This is a genomic window from Entomomonas moraniae (assembly GCF_003991975.1).
GTDB classification, from domain to species: domain Bacteria; phylum Pseudomonadota; class Gammaproteobacteria; order Pseudomonadales; family Pseudomonadaceae; genus Entomomonas; species Entomomonas moraniae.
In genome coordinates, this window is record NZ_CP029822.1 from 949,365 (window position 1) to 971,421 (window position 22,057).

Sequence of the window (22,057 nt, forward strand, 5' to 3'; positions counted from 1 at the left end):
ATAACTATCTCAATAAGTTATTAAGTTTTTATTTATAATTTATTGATTAATCATAGCATTATACTTAGATGGGATTTTATAAATCTTACTAGGAGGGTTGTATAATGTCCGCTCCTCGCTCAGAGCAGACTGTCAGGTATAGCTGTGCTCTATCAACAAAACTGTCAGTACAAATCTGAGCTGATACAATTTAAAACTCCCAAGAAATGATGCCTCTGGGAGTCTTAATTTATTTATTCGCTTTCCTTAGTTCTCTTATAAGAAAAGGGGAAAGAAGCTCTTCAACCTTGATAGGCGTTGTTAAATCAACAGCATTTATTATATCTAGTACTGCCATTGTGTTCAGTTCCAAATTTTTTGCCATTTCATCGCGCTCGTTTCGCATTCGTAGAGCCTGTTTCCTATACGCTTCATTTGCTTTCCTACCGTTCACTAAAGTAGCAATTTCATCAATATCCATATCCATTTGGTTTAACTGACGTTTTTGGTAGTCATGTATCATCTCTTTACGTTTAGGTGTTGATAGAGTACTGAGTGATCCTGTCACATAACCTTTAAGCAAAAGACGTTTGTGTAATGTAGCAGCCTTAATCGGGGCATGTTCTATTCCTTCACGAACCATAGCCAAAAGCTCGGACTCGATGTATTTATCTAATTCGCTACCAGCTAACCGCTTGTTATTATCCATTATTAGTATCCATTCTAGTATGCTGTGCTTTCTTTCGTTTATGTTCTATGAAAAAAAGGTCTGCGAGTGTATTAGGCGTTTTGCCTATAGCCATTTGTGTTTCAATACGTTTAAAAATAGGGAGTAGAGGGTTAGCTTCATTTTGAGATAAAATAGAAATGAATTTTTTATCCCTTAATGAAACAAAGGTGTTTTTTTCAAATCCTTCTAGAATTAAAAGCGACTCATTGGCTTCATTTAAAGCAGATGTGTATCCTGGATCCTCATCAACCAACACCTCTAATTTTTTGATATCTATTTCTCGTTGAGCAATCTGTTTACGAATGATGAATATCTCCTTGGGATGACCTGAGAGCGTGAAATACCCACAGGGTAAACCAGATTGGCATTTCATCGCAAAAGGGCATCCCCAACGGCCAATATCGCGTGTACAGCAACCTAATTCGAGAGGATGGAGTAACGCATGCCGTGATATTAATTCAGATGCTTCTTTATCTTTTTGTGATGCAATTAAAGCAGCATGAGCGGCTTTTAATTCAGGTAAAAATGAGTCAGAAATGGTACTGGTTATATAATTAGCAACCTCTTTATTTGTTTGTCCATAGGTCTGCAAGTTTGTTTTAAAATTAGTTTCAATATTTACCGTTGGGTCGATCAGCATCATCCCAGTTTCTTTAAGGAACGAATTTGAGTGATTCAAGTCTGGTACTTGAACTGATGTGTTTTCTCTATGGTAAATTGACAATTGATGATCAATGGCGGTTTGGCTTTTATTAGAACGGTCTTCTAACATCATTGCTGATAAGGATGCAGCACGAAAACTTTGCGATTCAGCCACATGTTGGTAATGGATGTTCTGTGTTATGTCCATTCTCCCCATTAACATCGCTTGTAAGTGATCAGTTACCTCGGCAATGGCTAAAAACGTATTAATATTATGCCGAGGGAAATGAGTGCCCATAGAGATACGAGAACCATCATCTTCAGTCATTCCCAGCATTTCGAAAAAAGATTTGCGATTCGGTTCCGCTCCCAGCCAGGCCAAGATATTAGCCGAATCAATTGGAACAGGGTTTGATAAAATGATGAGATCTTTATTCAAAGCAAAAGATCCGATAGGGGCTATAAATAATAAGTCTTCATATAAAAACTTGTGGGATTGTCCACTTTCTTTGATCATCATTGAACATTCATCACCAACTTGAAACGCTTTTAATTTTTCATATCTAGCTTTTATAAATTGATTGACTTGTTGTTTTGTGAAGAAAAAACGCTTATCTACCTTATTTATTTCCTCAATATGAACTGGCTGTATTCCAATACCATGATTTTTGAAAGATGAAATCATTGAGCGTCTGAAACCACCATTACCACGGGTACCACCACTACCTTGGAATATGATGTTTTCAAACTCTGATACTTCTATTAAGTCCCGATCTAAATCTAAAAGTGGAGGAGGGAGATAATTCATAAAACTGGATTTTCTATAATCATTTAATCGCTTTCGGCTATCTACGGTCAGTTCTTTTACTGCAATAAAAATAGACTCAACTAGAAGTATTGTGCTGGGTGCTAACCAATGAATTCGCCAACCAGTCTTTTTAGCTCCTAAGTATCTGATACCTAGATGATATATTGGCAATCCATTACTTCTTGCATGTTCAATCTTATCTAAATCAACGATCTCTCGTTTAACCAAAGCATTTATAGTTAAACATTGAGCCTCTCTGAAACGAAAACCAGTAACAATTAATAGCATCATGAAATTCAAAAATACTTTTTCAGCATCAGTTTTTGCAAAATAAATCATTTCAACAATATGCATAAATGTACGAATTGTTATTAGCTTTTCATCATCTGTATGCTCGCCAGTCATCTCGGCCAATTTACGCTTTTTTGTGTTATGCGTAGGGTTACGACATGGATATTTATTGACGCATTCAATATTAGTGAGTGTAAAATTTTGTGTGCGTAAAATTCGAGCTAATAGTACAGCTATATCACAATAATCACTGACATTTGATTTACTCGATGAGTTGTCATAATGTCTTTTCATCGCACTATAGACAATATCAGCAGTTAAATAGATTGGTGATGTTTGACTCGTTAATATGAATAACTCATGATACCAGCGTTTTAATACATTAAGCCTTTTTCCTAATGCGATAGCAGATAAAGGCATATTTTTGGTGAAAATCTCAGAAATAATAATAGCCTTCATAAACTCGATATATTGGCAATTAATCTCTAAATTTTCCAAACCTTTCATTTTATATGTGGATGAAAAATTTAAACTACCAGCCCCTCCTTGACGAAACCAGGCTGCACCTTTTTCACCAAAAAACCATTGAGGATCATGCCAAGAAATCATGCCTTCACAACCGTATTCAGCTAATTTTAATTCAAAAATTTCTTTCTGTTTTAAGATGAATTTTTTTAAGTTATCTCGTTGTATTTGCATATTAAAAATCATTCCTTGATGAATGTAATTGGATCCTAGTCATAACCATCATGACATGTTGTTTTCTTCTGGTTATTTCGGCAATTAATGGGTGAGATTCAATGTGACTAGAATCTGCTTGTTTCATTAATTGAATCAACTCTTCATTTATTGAATCAAACACCTTTTGATGTTCACCATCTATAAAAGGTTTGAAATAAAGGCAACCATAGCAAGCTCTGACCTGAGAGAACGGGCAGAGAGTAGTGTCGTAAGTACAATCCCCGATATTAAAGTGAAATTGATTGTTAATATTTCCTGCCACTTTGCGACCAATCCAGTCATTTCGTTGAACTAAACTACCTGTCATCATTAAAGCAATCATGTTCTGAAAAACAGGGTTGGAACCTAATGCATTCTCTCTAATTTCAGCCAAGCTTGGTGTTGATGAAATATAATATCCCGCAGCAACAGTACTTGAATGGCCTAAGATATAGGCTATTTCTTCAGCGCTAGAACCGTTAAGAGCCATCGAGTGTCCAACATTATGTCGAAATAAAGATGAAGTGTACCTTGGTACAATGGTTGCATTATTTTTTACTGCTTCTTGAAAATCTAATGATGAAAAACGTATTAATTGACGATTGATTGCATCATTAACCATAGTGACGGAGCTTACTTTTTGAGGAAGTAGTGGGTCACTGGATGTAAGTTGGCTAAGCGCTATATATAAATAAATTAATTTACCTAGTTCATCAGGTAATGCTACTGCAATCCGTTCAATGTTTACTTTCGTTTTTTTGCATATGGGATCATTACCGCAAATCGGGTCGTTAAATTCGATTGAGCATCAATACAAATATCTTGCACAGCAATTTTGGAAAGCTGCACAGGCCTTGCACCCGTGATAAAACACAAACCAAGTATGATACAGTCAAGTAGTTGACTTTCTATTTGAAGTTCTTTTATTTTTGTTAATAGCTCTTTTTTTTTCTTAGGCGAATTCAAAGTAGGTGCATACCTTGTAGCCCATTCTGTTAACCCATTTTCAATCAATGAAATAACTGAAGAAGGTAGTACATTGTCAATGTTTTTATAAACACCGAAATCACCTGTTTTTGGTCTAGGGATGAATAAAAGCTTATCCTCCAAATCCTCATAACTATTGGAGGAAGTAAAAAAACCAACGGCTTCTAATTTTCTTGATAAGAATAATACAGAATAAAATAGCCATGAGTTTTTGTTTAACTCCGTTGCGGACTTCAAAAAGTATAAAATATTATCATGATTTATTGATTTTAATTCTTTAAAGAAAACAACCAAGTGACGTGATATGTAATCAATAGATGATGGTGAGTTTTCATTGATATAATAGATAAGTATTATTTTTATGAGTTTAATCTGATAAGAACTTAAATTATCCTTGAATAGTGTCGAATTAAAATCAATGGATATTTTTCTACCTGAGAACCTAATATTCCATAATAGATCATTAGTACACAGCCATTTATCATCAAATTCAGATGCGGAATTAATGATAACATTAACTGGTATATCCGTCTCGATTAACCATGCTAGTTGCTCTTTTGTGAAGAAATTATCATATTATAGGAAAGGGTCATATTTATTATCTACAGTAGGTGCTATTATTAACGAAGTTTGCTCTTTATTATTTTTGATTCGTAGTAAATTATTTTTATTAGCTAGTTCTGATAAAAACCTTTTCGCATATCTATATGGCATTTTACTATTTAGAGACCAACCACCTAAGTTTCTAAGCTGTTCACTTGCTGCATCAAGTAGACCAGACCATTTAACCGACTGTTAATACCGTATTGTTGTTTAAGTATAACTTCCTCATCGAATAGCTTATTATAGATATACTCTAAGGTTATATAGGCACATGAATGTCTACCAACATGAGGGATGATCTTAGGCATAAATGTATGAAAAGCCCTGTCAGAATATAAGCTATTATAGTGTAAATCTATTTTGGTATAATATTTTTGAACCGTGTCATATGTTATAAGCCCGCATGTACCTCGATTGGTAATAAATAAAAGTTGCGGATCATTTTCAATCGACTTATCAGTGCTAATGAATAATGGGTTTCTTAATTCATTAATATAATATTTTATATGGTAGTAATCTTTCTCATCTAAAAGAATTTCACGCAGGGAAAATCTATTTTTTATTGTTATTGGCTCTTATGACTAGGTAATACAGATAGAATATAAGTGAATCTCACCTAAATGATTTGGTTTTGATGCACCGAGCGACTCCATGGTTAAAAGCAAAACTTCACCTATTCTCAATCCGTAGTTAAACATAAGCCGATGAATTATGTATGTTCTAAATTGTAAGAATAATGAAGAAAATGGATTCAATTTATTTTTATATACACTAACGTTTTCCTTTGGTACTGATTCTGATATCAAAGGAGAAGAGGGTAGTAGCATTTCATCTAGGCATAATAGTTGTTCTTTCGTTAAACTTCGGTAAGTGGGATTGTGCTTCATACCACTTGGCTGTACTTTGCTAAAATTCCGAACTATTGATTTTATGCAGCGTTCGTTCCAATCGCGTGACTTACAGAGTTCATATCGGTCAATTTGCTGAAAGATCTGGTTCATATAACGTTGATTTAGATATTGAAAGAACTTAGAAATTGTTCGTAAGTGTTCCGCATTACTTCTGCATGATTCAAAAGATGAGTTTTGAATTGAAACTATGTTTTTAGTATTTCTAAGGTGCTTTTTATTACTCAAGTGATGATAGAAACCATCTAATTCAGAAATGCAGTTTGCAATATCGTAGTTAGATTCCCTGAAAGAGAAATCAAATGTTTTACTGAATTTATTTTCCCAAAACTCGAAGAAATACTTCAGTGTGAACAATTCCTTTTCTTGAGTGCGGAAACGTAGAAGTGAAAGCTTTCTTATTGAGTATATTGCAACAAACAAGGATGGAAGAGTTGTTTGCTCATCGATTAAGGTCAGTATATGTTTCTTATCTATGCGTAAATGCTGTATTGAATATCCCATTAAAAATCTCAGATTGGCTAGAAGTGAAGTTATTAAATTCTTAACACGTATCTGAGTCAATAGGGATTTGAAGCGCTAAATCATTGAAAGAATCCATCTCATGAAGTTATTAGTTACTACGTCCCGTTTAACATAATATATATTATGCGAACTTATATAATGCGGTAATAAGATTAAGTATACGGATAATCTATTACATGTGCATGGCGAGTAATTAGCATTCCTTTCGCCTTGCACATGCATTTATAAAACCGCAGACAGATTTTAATTACGCCAATGTAATTATTACTTGGCGTAACACCACACTTAATGATTTGTAGCTAATTTAAGAATGTTCTTTAAACGTTTATCAATATCTAGTTGAATAGCTTCAGTCGAAAAAGACAAATCATCTAAAACTGGATGGGTTAAAAAACAATCACCAACGAACTGATGATAATCTGTCATCATGGGAGTCATATAAATAATCTGCTCAACTAATATTTGGTTACGATTATTTGGAGGTTCTGAACTTGAAATACTTTCATTTTCAAGTAAGTTTAGCGGTGCCTTAACAGAATTATTTACACCAATGTCAGATAAATTTTGAGTAGAATTATAAGTAGTCATAATGTATTTCCTTGTTCAGATACAGAAAAGAAATTATGGGTATTGGCTATTCATTAAACAATGATTGTTTTATCGATGATCAATTTGTAGCATTTGTACACCTTGTTGAAAAATATCTTTACATCCCTCTTTCTGTACAGTATCCCATAGTGCTTGATTATCCAATACCATAGCGCCAGCCAGCACATCAACACCATAATCGAATAAAATAGGTGTAAGTGGTACACTCGGGCCAGCCATGATAACTTTAGCTCCCCGACTTAACGTTAATAAACGTGGTAACGTTTTATTAGCAAGTGTCGTTCCTGTAATAAAGACATAATCTTGTTCAGGTAAAATATATTCGCAAGCACTGTCTGGATAATCGCCAAGCGATGGATTTTTTTCAAGTATCGATAATTCACAAACTGTTGCTAACTTTTCAAGTCCCGGGAAATGCCCTATTACAGCAACGCGCTTGCCAGTTATTTCTTGCTCATATTCTTTGAAAACCGTTTGTGTAAATTTAGGAGCTAATGGTGTTATTTTAGCTTGTTGATTAAAATAAGCATTAATCGCGGCAACCCCCGCTGTTGCCTCATAAAAATTCCAAGATTTAGCATACGCAGCCAAAGCTTTTAGACGTATTCCTATTAATTGGGCAGGGAGTGTTCTTACCGCCTCTCCTTGTTCAAAATACATAGCAAGGCCTATTGTTTCTGACGTTTTTATTAGCCACCATTTTTGTTGAAAAGTATCTTCTATGGTAATGTTATTGGGGATGGCATCAATTAATTCATCATAAAGTTTCCAACTCATATTCTATCCTTAATTTTTAGTAAAAATCTACGCGGATATTGCTATAAATATAGCGCCCTGGTGAAGCATAGCTTGCATCATATTTTGCATAGTTTTTATTGAAAATATTTTCAGCACCAACATTAAAGCTAACATACTTTAGACTCGCAGGCGTAAACGAGAACTTCAATCCATACAAGGTATAACCACTATTTCGTTCACTACCACTGGTTGAATAATAACTATTACTACGCGCATCCATGGTGGGAATAATATGAAGCCACTCTACGGGATTAATATCAGCATATAATGTCCCAAAATGCTTCGGTATATCCGCCAAATGAATACTTGGATCAGATTTATTTCGTGCCCGTAAAAAAGTATAGGTTCCACCAACTATTAATTTATTATTAATCACATAGTCAACACCCAGTTCAAAACCTTTACGCTCAGTCACACCGGGTAGATTAGTTGTTTGGGTAATGGCGTAACCTGGAAAGTTATTGTAATCAATTGCAGTACGTGAAATCGCTTTTTTAGCTTGATTTAAAAATAATGCTGCTTCTACTGTCATGCCATCAATAGGCATTCCCGAATAACCTATTTCATAATTCATTGCATTTTCTGGTTTAAGCCCTGGGTTTTGCAAAGTTACGCGGGGAATAATTTGCCCCGAGGTACATCCTGACTGCCCAGATGGACACTTACCAGTGCTTCCAGAGGAGTAGTTGGAGTAGGCTTCTTTAAAACTTGGAAACCGGGTTTTACGTGCGATACTTGCTCGGAAAGTATGATCTTTTGTGGGCTTATAAAACAAAGCTGCTTCTGGATCGGTAGTACGTATCGTTGGCGCCAGCATAGAGTTCACTTCTGGATATTTTTGTATTAAAGCTGCTGTATTATTGCCAATTCCTGTCGCACTTGCTTTGCGTTTGGTATGAATAATACCAAATTGTGCTTCCCAATAATCGTTAAAATTAATCGTATCTTCTAAGGCTATCGAGTAGAACTTTTGAGTAGCCTCAGTGCTATCACCAGGAATTTTAATTGATGAGCCCTCGTAAGTGTTAAAACTAGAATGTTTTTCTCGTTTATAGCTAAGTAAAAGCTTTAGTTGATTATGGCTAATTATGCTTGTGCCCAACTCAACGGAAGATCCAAAAGCCTTATCATCATAATGACTACCATTACGACTCCCACCAAAACCAATTAATGTATTCTTAAAGCGATCCTCATATACTCTGGGCTTTATATAAAACTTATCGTCAAGAAAATAGGTGTTTGATACATAAGACAGCGTTTCTCGATCCCACTTAGGCCATTCCCATGTTGTTGGCTCAAATCCTCCAACGCCTGATGAGGGGTATTTTTTTGCTTTTTGTTTTGAGTAGCTAACCGCATATTCATCTGTCTCATTAGGAAGTAACCCGAGCTTAATACTGCCACGTCTATCCTTGGTGGTATAGGCATATTTTTTAGAATCAATTAATCGTCCTGCACTATCTTTACCTACAAAACTTTTAGATAGGTTGGTATAACCACTCGATAAATTTGAGGCTCCCATCTGGATATACCATTTATCTTGCAGACTTCCCACATTAATATTTTCTTCTTTTGAATCACCTTGACCTATCCCTAGCGTTCCTGTTACATCCAACTCTGAGCGCGGTTTCATGGTGACAATATTAATAGCTCCCCCCATCGTATTGTGTCCATACATCACAGAACTATAGCCCTTAGCTACATGAATAGAAGAAATATCTGCGGTGGTAAAACGCCCTAAATCTGAATAGCCATCGTAAGGAATATAAACGGGGATGCCATCAATATAAATAGGCATATAACGTAAGCCATAACCACGAACAACAACATTGGACTCGTATCGTCCACCCTGAGCATAGTTATACAAAACCCCCGGAACTTTTGAGAGTGCAGTACCTACGTCTTTTTTCTCAAAAAGATTAATTTTATCTCTATCTATAACAGATTCTGTTTCTTCTGCCGATGAAATAGGTGTTCCTGTGATCGTCAATGTACCTAATGTAAACACATTACTATTTTCTTGTGTTTCAGTAGCATTAGTAATGTCACTATTCTTTTTTTGTGAATTTCCTTTATTTTTTTCTTTTACTTTTAACATGCGCTTAGCAGACTCAGCATCCACTTCTTTATCTTGCGCAAAGGTCATAGAAGCTAAAGAACAGAAAATAACAGCAAACGCTAATAAATTACCACGCAAAAAATAATGATGAGATAGCGACATAACAACTCCTTCTAACTATTCATAAATGAATACTATTTATTCCATGATAAAAAAGCCCACATCTTATTTGTTTTAAACAGATTAGCTTTACTCTTAACATTGTTAATATAGAAATGTATAAGACACTCTATTTCTTGGTCTGACAAATAGCCAACCGACCACTGCACCATCCGGATAAACCCTTCTAAATCTGGCGTTTTATTTTTATGTGGGCTATGCTCTGCTTCTATAAAGTCAACTTTAACGTTATAACCTTGTTGGGCTAAAATATTGACTGCATAAATATAGTTAGGGAAACCTCTACTTTTGCGACCAATGCACTCTAAAATTTCGTTGGCAATAAAATCTTGTCCAACCGTCATCGTTAAATAGGCTCTTTTTTTAGTTTTTTCATTGATCTTATTGAGTGCCATTTCAAGATCATCCACCATTGTTGAACGTGAAGCAACACAGATATCACACACGGGAACACTATCCCAATTATCTTCCCAAGCTAATTGCATAGGCGTAATGTTATTGACTTGCATGGCTTTTATATTTTTAGCTAAAAGTGCCAGCATGCCAGCACTAAAATCCAGCGCATATAACTTTTTAAACTTTGCAGCTATAGCCAAACTTATGACTCCCCCCCCACAACCTATGTCTAACAAAGTTTCAGCTTCACTTATATCCATTCTTGAAACAAACTCTTTGACATAAGGCGTATCAACTTCAGCAAAATTACCTGAACTATTTACTGACTTTTCGTCCCAATCAATAGCCGTTTTTGGTTTACGCTCAGCACGTTGAAAATGGTTTCGATATAAAGCACCAAAATCAATATCATTAATTGTTTGAGTACTACTTTTTTCCATACTAGTTACCTTTTATCAAACTATGGCTAAGCTTAGTCCGCCATTAAAAACCTCAAATTGTGCTCAATAGTTTCTTGATCCAAACTATATAGTTTGGCAAGATTACTAATGGATAGCGCCTGCATCGGTTCTGCATTAGCCATAACTTTTCCGTTATGAAGTAAAACAATCTTATCGGCAACACGCTTCGCGTGTGAGGGTTGATGCGTTGTTAATAATATCGACATGCCTTCTTTTTTTAATTTAAGAACATGTTCTAACACTTTTATTTGATTACCAAAATCTAAACTAGAGGTAGGCTCATCCATTATCAAAAACCTAGGTTGTTGTGCTAGTGCCCTTGCAATCAACACTAGTTGACGCTCTCCACCACTGAGCAATTGATAATTTTGATATTTAAGATGTTCTACCCCTAGAGTGGCAAGACATTCACCGGCTATTTTCTTGTCATTGTGTTGAGGACTACTGTACCAATTTAAATAAGCCGTTCTTCCCATCAAGACAACTTCTTCTACCGTAAAAGGAAAAATACTATTGTGAGCTTGTGGAACATAGCCAATAAACTGGGCAAGTTCTCTTCGGGTCCATTGATGGTGAGGTTTGTTATTAATGATTATTTCACCCTCTATACAATCTAAAATAGATAATATAGTTTTTAGCAATGTGGTTTTACCGCAACCATTGGCGCCTAATAAGCAAGTAATTTGTTGTTCTTCAAACTCAAGATCAATGTCGGCGCCTATTATTTTATTGGCATACCCTATCGTTAATTTTTTTAGAGAGATTAAACTCATTTTCTAACCCCTCCTCTTATTAATAAACTTAAAAAGAAAGGAACACCAACAAATGCGGTAATAATGCCTAGCGGTAATTCAATGGGGAAACAGGTTCTAGCAATCGTATCAGTTAAGACTAAAAAAACTGCACCAATAAACAAACTCATGGGGAGTAGTTTTCTAAAATCAGGGCCAATCCATAGTCTAGCCATGTGAGGAACCACAAGTCCTATCCAACCGATTACTCCCGTAATAGAAACAGCCGTAGCCGTCATCAAGGTAGCAGATAAAATAAAAACAATGCGCGTTCGATTAACATTAACACCCAAAGATAGGGCCTCTTTATCATCAAGACTCAATATATTCATCCGCCAACGCAATAAAATAAGAGGAACCATACACAACAAAATAATCGGAGTGCTCATTAATAAGTCTTCTCGATTCACCATATTAAGAGCACCTAGCATCCAAAATACCATCGTTGCTAATTGTCCATAAGGATCAGCTAATATTTTGACCAATGCAATGGCTGAACCAAACAATGCTCCTATGGCAACACCGGAGAGAACTAGCGATAGAATAGGATCATGATGACGTGCTAATTTTGCCACTAAATAAACAATAAAAACGACTAATAATGCAAAACCAAATGCCATCACTTGAACCAGAAAAAAAGATAGATCGAAATAAATGGCCATTACTGCACCAAGCCCAGCCCCTGCTGTAACACCTAATACATCAGGAGAAACCAACGGGTTTCGGAACATACCTTGATAAGTTGCACCCGCCATGGATAATGCGGCCCCTACCAAAATTGCTGCACCAATTCGTGGGATTCGAATATCCCACAGCACTGTATCGATATCTGTTTTGTCTGCTGTCGAAAAAAAATACTGAGTTATTGAGTGAGCTAATTCACTTAACGAAATGCCATATTGCCCTACACAGCAGGCAATAACACAGAGTAATAATAAAACGATTGGTGGAAGTAATAACTTAAATAACCGGCTATCTCTATGGCTAGCCATGTTTACTCTAGTCCTTTACTAAAATTAGCAAGCTCATGCGCTGTTAGCTCGTAACCATAAAATAACTCATAATAGCCTCTTATACCTTGACTGTACTCTTCATAGCTCATAGCCTCAGGATAAAGAACTCGCGTTAACCAAATAACACCCAACAGCCGATTAATACTGGGCGGATGGCTAATCCAACCAAAAGGTTTACTAGGTGCAAGATAAACTTTCCCATTTTTTACAGCAGGTATTCTTTGCCAAACAGGGTCTTTCATTAGACGTTGATAAAAATTTTCATCTTGCGTAATAATAACATCTGGCTTCCATTTCATTAGTTGCTCCATTGAAACCCTAGCGCTAAAACCTTTTCCTGCCTCACTAGCAACATTGTAAGCTCCAACGAAATCAATGGCTTCCGTTTGAATAGAACCTGCTAACCCTGTTTGTAAACCATCGATCCCACCGCCAAAATAAACTTTTATAGGTGCCTGATTTTTAGAGGTTTGATTCCGGTGTGCCCTTTCAGCCGTTGATAATATTTTTTCTGCATAATCAGCTAATAATTTACCCCGCTCACTAGCCCCTAACAAATCACCTAGAGTTCTAAGCTGCTCAGGCGTTTCATTTAATAATCCACTTACGACAATATAAGGGATTCCTGTTAATTTATTTATTCGTTCAGCCGTAGAAATATACGTCGCACTTGTTGCTCCTACATCAACAATAATATCTGGCTTTAAAGCCACTATTTTTTCTAAAGGAAAAGTAGAATCTCTTCCTGCAACTCGCCCTGTATTTGGAAGGTTTTGAACAGTCGCAGGAAAATATTTCTTAACTTCTGTAGATAAGCCATGAGTTGAGAAGCCAAGTAATTTATTAGGAACCAATGAAACCAATAAAGTATCTGATACAGGACCCGCGCTGACTACTCGCTGAATATTGTTTGGCTGAGGCAAATCACCAAAGGCACCTCGTACTAGAGGGTAATTTGCCTGCCCCATACTTAGCTGACATAACAAACTAAAGGATACGCCAACCAAAGCGTTAAAAATCCATTGACATTGCTTCATTATTGGCCCCCTTAAAAACGCGATTGCATAGTATTCGTTATGTCAAATTTGACATAACGAATACTATAGAAAGAGCGCCTAACTGTTTTGATTTAAATCAATTCAAGAAATATTAAGTAAAGAATAAAAAGCATCCAATTCTTTTTTAGCACTCTTATTCAGTTTTTTTTCTAATGCTTCATAAGAGTCTATAATTTTCTGCCCCAAAGGAGTTAACCTTGCACTACCACCTGCTTTGCCACCAATACTTGTTTCTATAACCTGTCCTCCAAACCCTTGATTAAGAACATCAATTAAAGACCATGCTTTTTTATAAGGTATACTTAAAGCACGCGCAGCACCAGAGATTGATTTCATTATATTAATTTGTTTCAAAAGCTCTATTTTACCAGGACCTATAGAAAGATTATCACCAAGATAAATGCGAGGGCGAATCAAAATAATATTTTGTTTCTCTTGTGAGGAGTTCATGCATGTCACCTTTTAATAAACTATTAGCAATATATGCAAACCATTATAAGCACCTTAATACAGCATCCCGCTATTCAGAAACTTATTTTCCAATTTACTTCAGCCTCTAACTTTATTAAACCATGCATGTAATGCTTCTTTGTTTGGCGCTACTTCTTCAGCCAGTCCTCCAGTAAAAGTTTGCCATGCGCCTAAATACTTATCTGCTGTTAACGTTAACACAGGAATATCCTCACCAATAAGCGCTTGCAACTCTTCAATAAAACCGCCACCCTCGGCTTCTGCTGTGCCAAAACGATTAATAATCACTAAATCTGGCTTTTCTTCTAATGCTTTACGCAAAACAAAAGCCGCCCCCGCCAACTTACCTAAATCTAAACAACAAGATGTCGAATTTTTACCTAATGCTTGAGAAATAACAATCTCTTGATTAGAACTAATATCATAAATAATCATTGGATTTTTATAATGCTTCGTTAATAACCCTTGAACATTAACGCCATCTGCTTTTAACTCCTCAACAAAATCTCTTAATAAGCCATCATACTCACCCTCTCCTGTATGAATGATAGTGGCTAAATTAATATTATCTGCCTTCATAAACCGGTACCTCACCTTAGTATTAACAAAGTTAATTGCTATTATCATAATATTAACATCATTATTATCTTGATCACGGTTATTTAACTGATGAATAAATAAAATAATTACTAAGTTTTTTGAATACCTAAACGATAAAAGTAGAACGGATGTATTATTAAACAAGAAAGCTGATAGAAAGACCTATTATGGCTGGTATAGTGTGGCTTTAGAAGAGATGAACAGTACAGCACCTGATATTGGAAATTTAATGCCGCTCTTCAAGGTAAATTAAGACTTTTATTACCCATTATTTTCTGAAAGCGAATGATTGCTTCACTACCTCCTGATTTTTTTATCTAACTACCCCAAAATTAAAATTGAAGCTTATTATGAGGATAGTGCTGTTAATATTGTAGCTAAAAGTTATGATCTCGTTATACGTATCGGCTTTTTCTCAAATAGCAATCTAATATCAAAAAAACTAGGGGTATTTAAAAGCCCATTTCTAGTTTTATCAAACTATCTATTGAAACATGGCATGAAATTTAAGTTATTTTTTATTATCAACGTTTTTTCATCAGAGTAACAGTGAATATCCCCCATTGGTCAATACGCTGTGCCACTTTACTAAATCCTGCTGCTTCCATTAACTGATCAACTTCAAGTTGGTATCGGCGACGCAGTAACCATGCTTGCCCGTCTTTATGGCTAGACATGACACGTGCCATATATTCTAAATCCGGGTTCCATATTTTTGTTGTAAAAATCAAGAATCCTCCCTCTTCTAATGCCTCTGCCACCCCATTTAAGGAACGAATAATCATTTGATTATCATTAAATAATTCATAAAAACCAGAAGCAATGGCTATTGTCCTATCTTTCGGTAATGTAGCTAACGATTGTTCACTAAAGGCATCTCCCCATTCAAAATCAACTTGTTGTACAATCTGTTTTTCTTTTAAAGCGGATAAACCTTGTAGAACATTCATGTTCATATAATCCCTCATCAATACATGGTTTATCTTTTCACTATTTTTAGCTATAAAGTCAAACAGATAACAACCAGTACCTGCAGCTATATCTAAGATATTAACATTCCTTTTATCTTTTTGAACTTTGTCGATAGCTAACAACAATAATTCTTCTAGATTTTTTTTTCGTTGCCTAACACCTTTCCAACTACGATTATTAAGATAAATTTTATCTAATAGCTTTCCAAGAACATTACGACCACTGGGAGTATTTTGATAAACATAATCTAATGAAACGCCTGAATCAAAACCATGTTTTAATCCTAGTTTAATACCATTTGACAACACACCAATGTGGCGTATAACGGCACGATTGATTGCCCAATATACCCTTTTTAATAAGCGAGTCTCTGGTGCTGCTAACTTATCGAATTCTTCTTTGGTTTTACCTTGCTGATCCGCCTTTAATAATGAAGGTAACGACTCTTCTATACAAGCTATTTCTTTGATTATCTGATTCATTTTATTAGCTATGATCTCGTTATCATCTATTATATCAATTCTCTTATAATAGCTGCTTACGTTATTATAAAAGTATTTTTGCTCCCTCTCTGTTAGTAAAGAATCCTGTTGGTCGATCAACATAATAATAGGAGTATAGATTGCAGAGGCATCTAACATAACACGCTTGGCTGTATCCAAAAAACTAGTAGCACAACCTTTGACATTGCCGTCTAAAGTGCTATTTTTTGCAGGAAAGAGCCGAGTGTTATATTCTTGGCGTTGTTTAAAAAAACAACTTAGCTTATAAAGTTTTATTTTACTAGTATGTGTAAAAGTAGGAGCCAATAATATTGCCCCTTTTATTTGAGGAGCATAGTCGTGTAACCATATTGAGAGAACCAAAGCACTAATATACTCACCCACAATAATAATATTACTTTCTTCTATACTATAGTTATCTTTAACTTGTGAAATAAACTCATAGAAATCACGTACTAAAATAGAGATATCTTTCATATCTCTATTTTCTGAGAAAAAGCCATCTCTAAAACCAACAGTGAAAAATGCGTACTCTGGTAGACTCATAGTCTTTATCAAATCAGTAAGACTTATATCTTCAGCATTACCTTGATGTAAGAAAATAACGACGTTAGATTTTTTATTTAATGAATCCACTGGCCAGTATTGATAAGGTAATGTGGTACCATCAACGCTAGAAAATTTTTTTTGATATTTTGTACGCATAAGTATTTTTCAATATTAATTTAAATAGAATTTAAGCCTCAGAACGACGAATAGTTTCTTTTATTTTGGCTAATAACATAGGTTCCCATTCATTATCCCAAGACTGTACAAAATTCGATATTTTTTCTACTATTTTAGGTTCTTTAGCATTAAAACCTTCACTAACCAGCCCTCTATAATTAGGGAGCCTCGACTGTATCTGCTCTACAGTAACATCAATATTGAGCATCCTAGCGACATAAAGCGTTGCTACAGTTATTCGATGTAACAATATATCAACTTCTTTGTCATACTGCTTAAGTTGCTCCTTTGACCAAAGTTGCTCTTTATAAATTGTTTCATAGGCCTCAATTGATACGCTACAATGTTCCATTTCTTCAGCATAATGATAGGCTAATAAATAAAGCACTCCAAGGTTTTCAGAAGTGTCCAACATATATTCTAATTTACCATTAGCCAATACATTTTCATAAAATGAAAAACTAGCCATACAAACTTGTGTTTCAAATATAGCGACTGTTTTTAGTGCTTCTTTAAAAGAAAGACTATCTATTGTTTTACCTGCCTGCTCATCCTTTTCAATACCAGCAACAATAGGCTCTACAAATTCTTTATAAGCAACATACATAAAGTCATAAACACGAGGGTGGTATTTTTCTCTAGAGGGTTGAGAATAATTTTTTGCTATAAAAACATTTAGGTTTTTATGAGCAGCTGCATGCCTTTTTTCTTGAGAAATAAAAATAGGAAACCGCTCATCATCATATTCTGTATTTTTTATAAATTTATCATAATAAACACTAATTTTCTCACCATAAAATTCAAAAAACTCTAATAAATAAGAAGTACCTAGTCCAACCAATGAAAGCACATTATCAGGCACCCAAAGATGTTTGAAATTTTCATTTAAACTCATTACCGTAAAGACTTCTTTTGGTACCGTTCTTAATTTTAATTCCATTTTTTTTTCCTTGTAGACTAAACGAATTTAAATAGACAAACCACCATCGATAACCATAGTTTGCCCCGTTATAAAATTACCACCTTCGCCCAGCAAATATTCAACCATTTTAGCTACATCGTCAGGTTGTCCTATTTTTCGTAAAGGAGTAGATTTAATAAGTTGATCTAAAACTTTTTTTGGAAGTTCTGCTGTCATCTCAGTTTCAACAAGCCCTGGGGCAATACTGTTAACACGAACATTAAACATTGCTACCTCTTTAGCTAAACTTTTAGTCATGCCAATTTGTGCCGCTTTAGAAGCGGAATAACTAGTTTGCCCAATATTCCCTCTTAACCCCGAAATCGAACTAATATTAATGATGCAACCATCTCCATCAATAATCATGGGATTTAATAAGTAATGATTAAAATAAAAAGTAGCATTTAAATTAGTTTCTATGACCGTTTGCCACTCAGCAATTGTCATATTTATTTGTAAGTTATTAACACTAATCCCCGCATTATTAATCAATGCGTAAGGAGTACCATGCTTATCTAAAAGCATCTCACAGAAAGACTTTACTTCAGATGTTTTTGTGACATCACAAGGATAACAAACACAAAAAGTATTGTTGTTTGTTAATGACTTTGCTAGTAACTCTGCTTGCTCTTTGTTAGTGCGGTAAGTAAAAACAATGTTATAATGCTTTGAGAGCACTCTAACAATGGCAGCGCCAATACCTCTACTTCCCGCCGTAACAAGTACCATTTTTTTGCTTTTCATTAAAATATCCTTATAAAAACTTGTTTAAGCTATGTGAGCTTTGGTCATACTCCCCATAGAAGATTGGTATAAAAGCTGGCTACCTTCCATCACCTGATAATCTAGTAGACTATAAACCGAGTAATCTTCTTTAATAACATCTTTATCTTCAAAAAAAATTGATAGTTTAGAAAAATCAATCTTTTCGTTTGATAATAGACGCTCAGGAATATAGATTTTTTGATCTGCTTGATAGGTTACGACTTTCCCTTTATCAGGTTCTTTAGTAATTTTTAGAGCTTTTTTATAAAATGGATCGCCTTTTTGATATTTAAAACAAACACTAAAAAGTAATGAGTCCATCATCACCCAGTTGGATATTACATAAGGATACTCCTGCTTAAACAGATCCACTTGCTCGTGAAAAAAATCAGCACTTATATCTATTTTATTAGCAGGCTTGTCAAAAATTGGCTGGTTATCATGATTTAGTTTAGATGTAACAACCACATTTTCTTCATCTGATATTTTGCAAGAAAACTTATTATCCCTTTCACTAAACTGATATTGAATTTGCTCATTAACATAAACAGGTTGTTTGAGATAGAAGTTAACACAAGAGTTTGCTTTAATATGAGGCGCGTATTTTAATTTAGCCTCCATGAGAACCAACATTCCTTGTACAATAATATCTTGTAAACCATTTTTAACTGCAATTTCTTTATCAAAGTGAACTTTATTATGATCACCTGAAAAATCAGCCCACTGTTTAATATCATTATGTGTAAATTGTTTAATCATGGCTCATACCTTTTAAGAACAAGGCAACTATTAGCACCTCCAAATCCATAATTAACATTAAGCGTATACTTTAAGTCTTGATTAAATAAATGCTCATTGGGTACATAATTCAAATCACAAACAGGATCAGGGTTATTGAGATTTATCGTAGCTGGAACTAAATTCTCACTCATGCTTTTTAAGCAAAAAATTGTTTCTATTGAGCCTGCCGCAGCAATTAAATGACCTGTATAAGACTTTGTACTAGAGACAGGAATCTTATATGCATACTCACCAAAAACATTTTTTAGAATTTGCGTTTCATTCGCATCATTCATTGGTGTCGATGTGCCATGAGCATTGATATAATCAATATCCTTTGCACTTATGTTTGCATATTCTAGCGCTTTTTGTATAGTTAATGTTCTACTATGATAATCAGGGGCAGGAACTGTTAAATTAAAATAAGAATCACTGTAATTGGCATAACCAATAACTTCCCCTAATATCTTAGCATTTCTTTTCTTGGCATCTTCTAAGTTTTCTAAACAAACTACCGCAGCCCCCTCTGATAATACAAAACCACTACGATCTAAACTAAAAGGACAACAGGCTTTAGTTAAATCTTCTTGCTCTTTAGTTAAAGCTCTTAAAACATCTATTGACCATATTGACAAAGGAGACATAGAACTCTCTCCTCCACCTGCGATCATCATCTTAGCTTTGCCATTTTTGATTTTCTCATAAGCCTCACCAATTGCTATATTACCGGTAGCGCAAGCAGCTATTGGAGTATTCTGATAACCTTTAAGTTGCCAATTAACGGTAATAGCTGCTGTACCAATATTTGGCATAGCGTGAAAACAACTTTGAATGGAGGGTTCTTTCGAATCATCATACTCATAGGCATAGTAATTAGAGTTAACGTCATCACAACCGCCCCAACCGGTACCAAAAATCACCCCACAATCATCTTCATCGTAATAAGGCTTAAATAATTGCTCTTTACCAAAGGCCATACTCATTGCCTCATCAGTAGCAATAAGCCCTAATTTAGCGAATCGAGGAGTATTTTTAATAATCCGTTTAGAGAAATGCGCCAACGATAATTCTTCTTTGATATTTCCGAAAATTTTAGTTTTTATATCTTTGCCAGGATTATTCCATATATCATATCCCATCTTTTTAGCTAATATAGCTTGCCATATATCAGAGACATTATTACCTAATGAACATATGGCACCATATCCTGTGACGACAACTCGATTAGAATCCTTTTTTTGGTTCATTATTTATCCCTATTTATCTTTGCTTAAAAACTCAACCAACTCTCCAAATGTGGTAAGATTAGCTTCTGTCAACTGATTTAAATCAACATTGATCCCTAAAGCTCTCTTTAATGCGACTTGAATAGATAAAAAGTCTAAGCTTACAAAACCAAAATCACTAATGAGAGTTTCCTTATTGATGGTATCAACGTCAAAATCGGTTAACTCACCAACTTGATCTTTAATAATAGTCTCAATTTTTTTTGTTTTCATGTAGTCACTGTTCCTTGTAATTAGAGTAGGGAAATACTATAAATAACCACTAAAGAAAACAACTGAACTAAAGTGCAATAAAGCTAACTTTAAAAATATGTAATCATTTATAAAGAAGATGTTTATTTTTAGAGTATGCGTAATTTTATAACACCTAAAGACCTAATATTTTCAATTGCTTAATAACAATCAAATAACTTCTCGACAGGTTAATATGTATATAGGGACTAATAAAATATTACGTGTATTCATTATTTTTTTGGCTATTATGCTTTTTTTAGCCATATATCTATATTATACAAATAGAACTAACCTCAATCCGTTAGGGTTGACACTGTATGGTAATATAGAGCAACGGCAAATTTCTTTAGCCTTTAATGCAAATGAAAGAATAACAGAACTCTTCGTAGAAGAAGGAGATAGCGTAATAAAAGGGCAACTTTTAGGTAAACTAGACACTCGCACCATTAGACAACAAATTAAAAAAGCTCAAGCACAAATAAAAGCCAATGAAGCTGCATTATTGCGTTTAAAAAATGGTAGCCGCCCGCAGGAAATAGAACAAGCAAAAGCCGTGGTTAATGTTGCAAAAGCAGATGTTGAACATAAAAAGAAGCTTTATAACAGATACACAAATATTGTAAAAATGACCAATGGTCAAGGAATTAGTAAGCAGAATTTAGATGAATCAAGAGCAGACTATAATGCCTCTTTAGCTACGCTAGATAATAAAAAATTAGCTCTAGAATTAGCTGAAATAGGACCAAGAATAGAGGATATAAACCAAGCACAAGCAATATTAAAAAGTAGTATGGCAGATTTAGCTATACTGAATCGTCAACTTGAAGAAAGTTATCTTATTGCGCCTGCTGATGCGTTTGTTAGAGCTCGCATTTTAGAAGTGGGAGATATGGCCTCCTCACAAAAACCTGTTTATACCCTTGCTCTTATAAGTCCTAAATGGGTCCGTGCCTATGTACCTGAGGCAGATTTAGGAAAAATCAAACAAGGTATGCATGCTAATATAATTTCAGACAGTTTTCCTGATACACCGATTGAAGGACAAGTTGGCTTTATCTCTTCTAATGCTGAGTTTACACCTAAATACATACAAACTGAAGAATTAAGAACAGCATTAGTTTATGAAATACGTATTTATGTAAAAGATCCCACTAACCAACTTAAATTAGGTATGCCCATCACTGTTAAATTAAGAGATTAA

At 34.8% G+C, this 22,057-nt stretch carries 20 protein-coding genes; 1 reads left to right on the forward strand and 19 read right to left on the reverse strand.

Features of this window, described 5'->3' with window-relative positions; all coding sequences use genetic code 11:
- Window positions 1-229 precede the first annotated feature (229 nt).
- From DM558_RS04500 to DM558_RS04590, 19 genes are all read right to left on the reverse strand, one after another.
- The gene (locus DM558_RS04500; protein WP_127162236.1) at window positions 230-688 is read right to left on the reverse strand and encodes a hypothetical protein; all 459 of its coding nucleotides are present in this window, start codon (window positions 686-688) and stop codon (window positions 230-232) included.
- Entirely contained in the window at window positions 681-3,149 is a 2,469-nt protein-coding gene (locus DM558_RS04505; RefSeq protein WP_127162237.1) for a hypothetical protein, read from the reverse strand. The genes DM558_RS04500 and DM558_RS04505 overlap by 8 nt, the downstream gene beginning before the upstream one ends.
- 1 nt (window position 3,150) lies before the next feature.
- Window positions 3,151-3,660, reverse strand: coding sequence for a hypothetical protein (locus DM558_RS15605; RefSeq protein ID WP_164731245.1), 510 nt, complete (start codon window positions 3,658-3,660; stop codon window positions 3,151-3,153).
- Between the two features lie 254 nt (window positions 3,661-3,914).
- On the reverse strand, window positions 3,915-4,394 hold the full coding sequence (locus DM558_RS04515; RefSeq protein WP_127162239.1) for a hypothetical protein: 480 nt from the start codon (window positions 4,392-4,394) through the stop codon (window positions 3,915-3,917).
- Window positions 4,395-6,478: 2,084 nt separating this feature from the next.
- Entirely contained in the window at window positions 6,479-6,781 is a 303-nt protein-coding gene (locus DM558_RS04520) for a hypothetical protein (protein ID WP_127162240.1), read from the reverse strand.
- Between the two features lie 69 nt (window positions 6,782-6,850).
- Window positions 6,851-7,579, reverse strand: a complete 729-nt coding sequence (locus DM558_RS04525) for a DUF364 domain-containing protein (RefSeq protein WP_127162241.1) — start codon at window positions 7,577-7,579, stop codon at window positions 6,851-6,853.
- A 16-nt stretch (window positions 7,580-7,595) separates the two neighbouring features.
- A complete protein-coding gene (locus DM558_RS04530; RefSeq protein ID WP_127162242.1) occupies window positions 7,596-9,821 on the reverse strand; it encodes a TonB-dependent receptor plug domain-containing protein in 2,226 nt (741 codons plus the stop codon).
- 32 nt (window positions 9,822-9,853) lie between these two features.
- Window positions 9,854-10,675, reverse strand: a complete 822-nt coding sequence (locus DM558_RS04535) for a class I SAM-dependent methyltransferase (RefSeq protein ID WP_127162243.1) — start codon at window positions 10,673-10,675, stop codon at window positions 9,854-9,856.
- 32 nt (window positions 10,676-10,707) lie between these two features.
- Window positions 10,708-11,469, reverse strand: coding sequence for an ABC transporter ATP-binding protein (locus tag DM558_RS04540; RefSeq protein WP_127162244.1), 762 nt, complete (start codon window positions 11,467-11,469; stop codon window positions 10,708-10,710).
- Entirely contained in the window at window positions 11,466-12,479 is a 1,014-nt protein-coding gene (locus DM558_RS04545) for a FecCD family ABC transporter permease (protein WP_127162245.1), read from the reverse strand. Before DM558_RS04545 ends, DM558_RS04540 begins: the two co-directional genes overlap by 4 nt.
- A 2-nt stretch (window positions 12,480-12,481) precedes the next feature.
- Window positions 12,482-13,537: an iron ABC transporter substrate-binding protein gene (locus DM558_RS04550; RefSeq protein ID WP_228411813.1), complete on the reverse strand. Its 1,056-nt coding sequence runs from the start codon at window positions 13,535-13,537 to the stop codon at window positions 12,482-12,484.
- A 102-nt stretch (window positions 13,538-13,639) separates the two neighbouring features.
- Window positions 13,640-14,008 carry a winged helix-turn-helix domain-containing protein gene (locus DM558_RS04555; protein ID WP_164731246.1) on the reverse strand — a complete coding sequence of 123 codons (369 nt, stop codon included), beginning with the start codon at window positions 14,006-14,008 and terminating at the stop codon, window positions 13,640-13,642.
- Between the two features lie 99 nt (window positions 14,009-14,107).
- A complete protein-coding gene (locus DM558_RS04560; RefSeq protein WP_164731247.1) occupies window positions 14,108-14,608 on the reverse strand; it encodes a DUF2478 domain-containing protein in 501 nt (166 codons plus the stop codon).
- A gap of 545 nt (window positions 14,609-15,153) precedes the next feature.
- A complete protein-coding gene (locus DM558_RS04565; RefSeq protein ID WP_127162247.1) occupies window positions 15,154-16,809 on the reverse strand; it encodes a class I SAM-dependent methyltransferase family protein in 1,656 nt (551 codons plus the stop codon).
- Between the two features lie 31 nt (window positions 16,810-16,840).
- Complete coding sequence (locus DM558_RS04570) at window positions 16,841-17,770, reverse strand: metal-dependent hydrolase (RefSeq protein WP_127162248.1); 930 nt, start codon at window positions 17,768-17,770, stop codon at window positions 16,841-16,843.
- Window positions 17,771-17,797: 27 nt separating this feature from the next.
- Complete coding sequence (locus DM558_RS04575; protein WP_127162249.1) at window positions 17,798-18,535, reverse strand: SDR family oxidoreductase; 738 nt, start codon at window positions 18,533-18,535, stop codon at window positions 17,798-17,800.
- Window positions 18,536-18,559: 24 nt separating this feature from the next.
- On the reverse strand, window positions 18,560-19,315 hold the full coding sequence (locus tag DM558_RS04580) for a MaoC/PaaZ C-terminal domain-containing protein (RefSeq protein WP_127162250.1): 756 nt from the start codon (window positions 19,313-19,315) through the stop codon (window positions 18,560-18,562).
- Window positions 19,312-20,583 (reverse strand): beta-ketoacyl-[acyl-carrier-protein] synthase family protein, encoded by a 1,272-nt coding sequence (locus tag DM558_RS04585; protein WP_127162251.1) that lies wholly within the window; start codon window positions 20,581-20,583, stop codon window positions 19,312-19,314. Before DM558_RS04585 ends, DM558_RS04580 begins: the two co-directional genes overlap by 4 nt.
- Window positions 20,584-20,592: 9 nt before the next feature.
- Window positions 20,593-20,835, reverse strand: a complete 243-nt coding sequence (locus DM558_RS04590; RefSeq protein WP_127162252.1) for an acyl carrier protein — start codon at window positions 20,833-20,835, stop codon at window positions 20,593-20,595.
- Between the two features lie 214 nt (window positions 20,836-21,049).
- Here DM558_RS04590 and DM558_RS04595 point away from each other — a divergent pair, with 214 nt between their 5' ends.
- Entirely contained in the window at window positions 21,050-22,057 is a 1,008-nt protein-coding gene (locus DM558_RS04595; RefSeq protein WP_127162253.1) for an efflux RND transporter periplasmic adaptor subunit, read from the forward strand.

What these genes read in the sequence shown, in the direction of transcription:
- DM558_RS04500 (WP_127162236.1), bottom strand. Translation starts at nt 688, where the DNA reads ATGGATAATAACAAGCGGTTAGCTGGTAGCGAATTAGATAAATACATC.
- DM558_RS04505 (WP_127162237.1), bottom strand. Translation starts at nt 3,149, where the DNA reads ATGCAAATACAACGAGATAACTTAAAAAAATTCATCTTAAAACAGAAA.
- DM558_RS15605 (WP_164731245.1), bottom strand. Translation starts at nt 3,660, where the DNA reads ATGGCTCTTAACGGTTCTAGCGCTGAAGAAATAGCCTATATCTTAGGC.
- DM558_RS04520 (WP_127162240.1), bottom strand. Translation starts at nt 6,781, where the DNA reads ATGACTACTTATAATTCTACTCAAAATTTATCTGACATTGGTGTAAAT.
- DM558_RS04525 (WP_127162241.1), bottom strand. Translation starts at nt 7,579, where the DNA reads ATGAGTTGGAAACTTTATGATGAATTAATTGATGCCATCCCCAATAAC.
- DM558_RS04530 (WP_127162242.1), bottom strand. Translation starts at nt 9,821, where the DNA reads ATGTCGCTATCTCATCATTATTTTTTGCGTGGTAATTTATTAGCGTTT.
- DM558_RS04535 (WP_127162243.1), bottom strand. Translation starts at nt 10,675, where the DNA reads ATGGAAAAAAGTAGTACTCAAACAATTAATGATATTGATTTTGGTGCT.
- DM558_RS04540 (WP_127162244.1), bottom strand. Translation starts at nt 11,469, where the DNA reads ATGAGTTTAATCTCTCTAAAAAAATTAACGATAGGGTATGCCAATAAA.
- DM558_RS04545 (WP_127162245.1), bottom strand. Translation starts at nt 12,479, where the DNA reads ATGGCTAGCCATAGAGATAGCCGGTTATTTAAGTTATTACTTCCACCA.
- DM558_RS04550 (WP_228411813.1), bottom strand. Translation starts at nt 13,537, where the DNA reads ATGAAGCAATGTCAATGGATTTTTAACGCTTTGGTTGGCGTATCCTTT.
- DM558_RS04555 (WP_164731246.1), bottom strand. Translation starts at nt 14,008, where the DNA reads ATGAACTCCTCACAAGAGAAACAAAATATTATTTTGATTCGCCCTCGC.
- DM558_RS04560 (WP_164731247.1), bottom strand. Translation starts at nt 14,608, where the DNA reads ATGAAGGCAGATAATATTAATTTAGCCACTATCATTCATACAGGAGAG.
- DM558_RS04565 (WP_127162247.1), bottom strand. Translation starts at nt 16,809, where the DNA reads ATGCGTACAAAATATCAAAAAAAATTTTCTAGCGTTGATGGTACCACA.
- DM558_RS04570 (WP_127162248.1), bottom strand. Translation starts at nt 17,770, where the DNA reads ATGGAATTAAAATTAAGAACGGTACCAAAAGAAGTCTTTACGGTAATG.
- DM558_RS04575 (WP_127162249.1), bottom strand. Translation starts at nt 18,535, where the DNA reads ATGAAAAGCAAAAAAATGGTACTTGTTACGGCGGGAAGTAGAGGTATT.
- DM558_RS04580 (WP_127162250.1), bottom strand. Translation starts at nt 19,315, where the DNA reads ATGATTAAACAATTTACACATAATGATATTAAACAGTGGGCTGATTTT.
- DM558_RS04585 (WP_127162251.1), bottom strand. Translation starts at nt 20,583, where the DNA reads ATGAACCAAAAAAAGGATTCTAATCGAGTTGTCGTCACAGGATATGGT.
- DM558_RS04590 (WP_127162252.1), bottom strand. Translation starts at nt 20,835, where the DNA reads ATGAAAACAAAAAAAATTGAGACTATTATTAAAGATCAAGTTGGTGAG.
- DM558_RS04595 (WP_127162253.1), top strand. Translation starts at nt 21,050, where the DNA reads ATGTATATAGGGACTAATAAAATATTACGTGTATTCATTATTTTTTTG.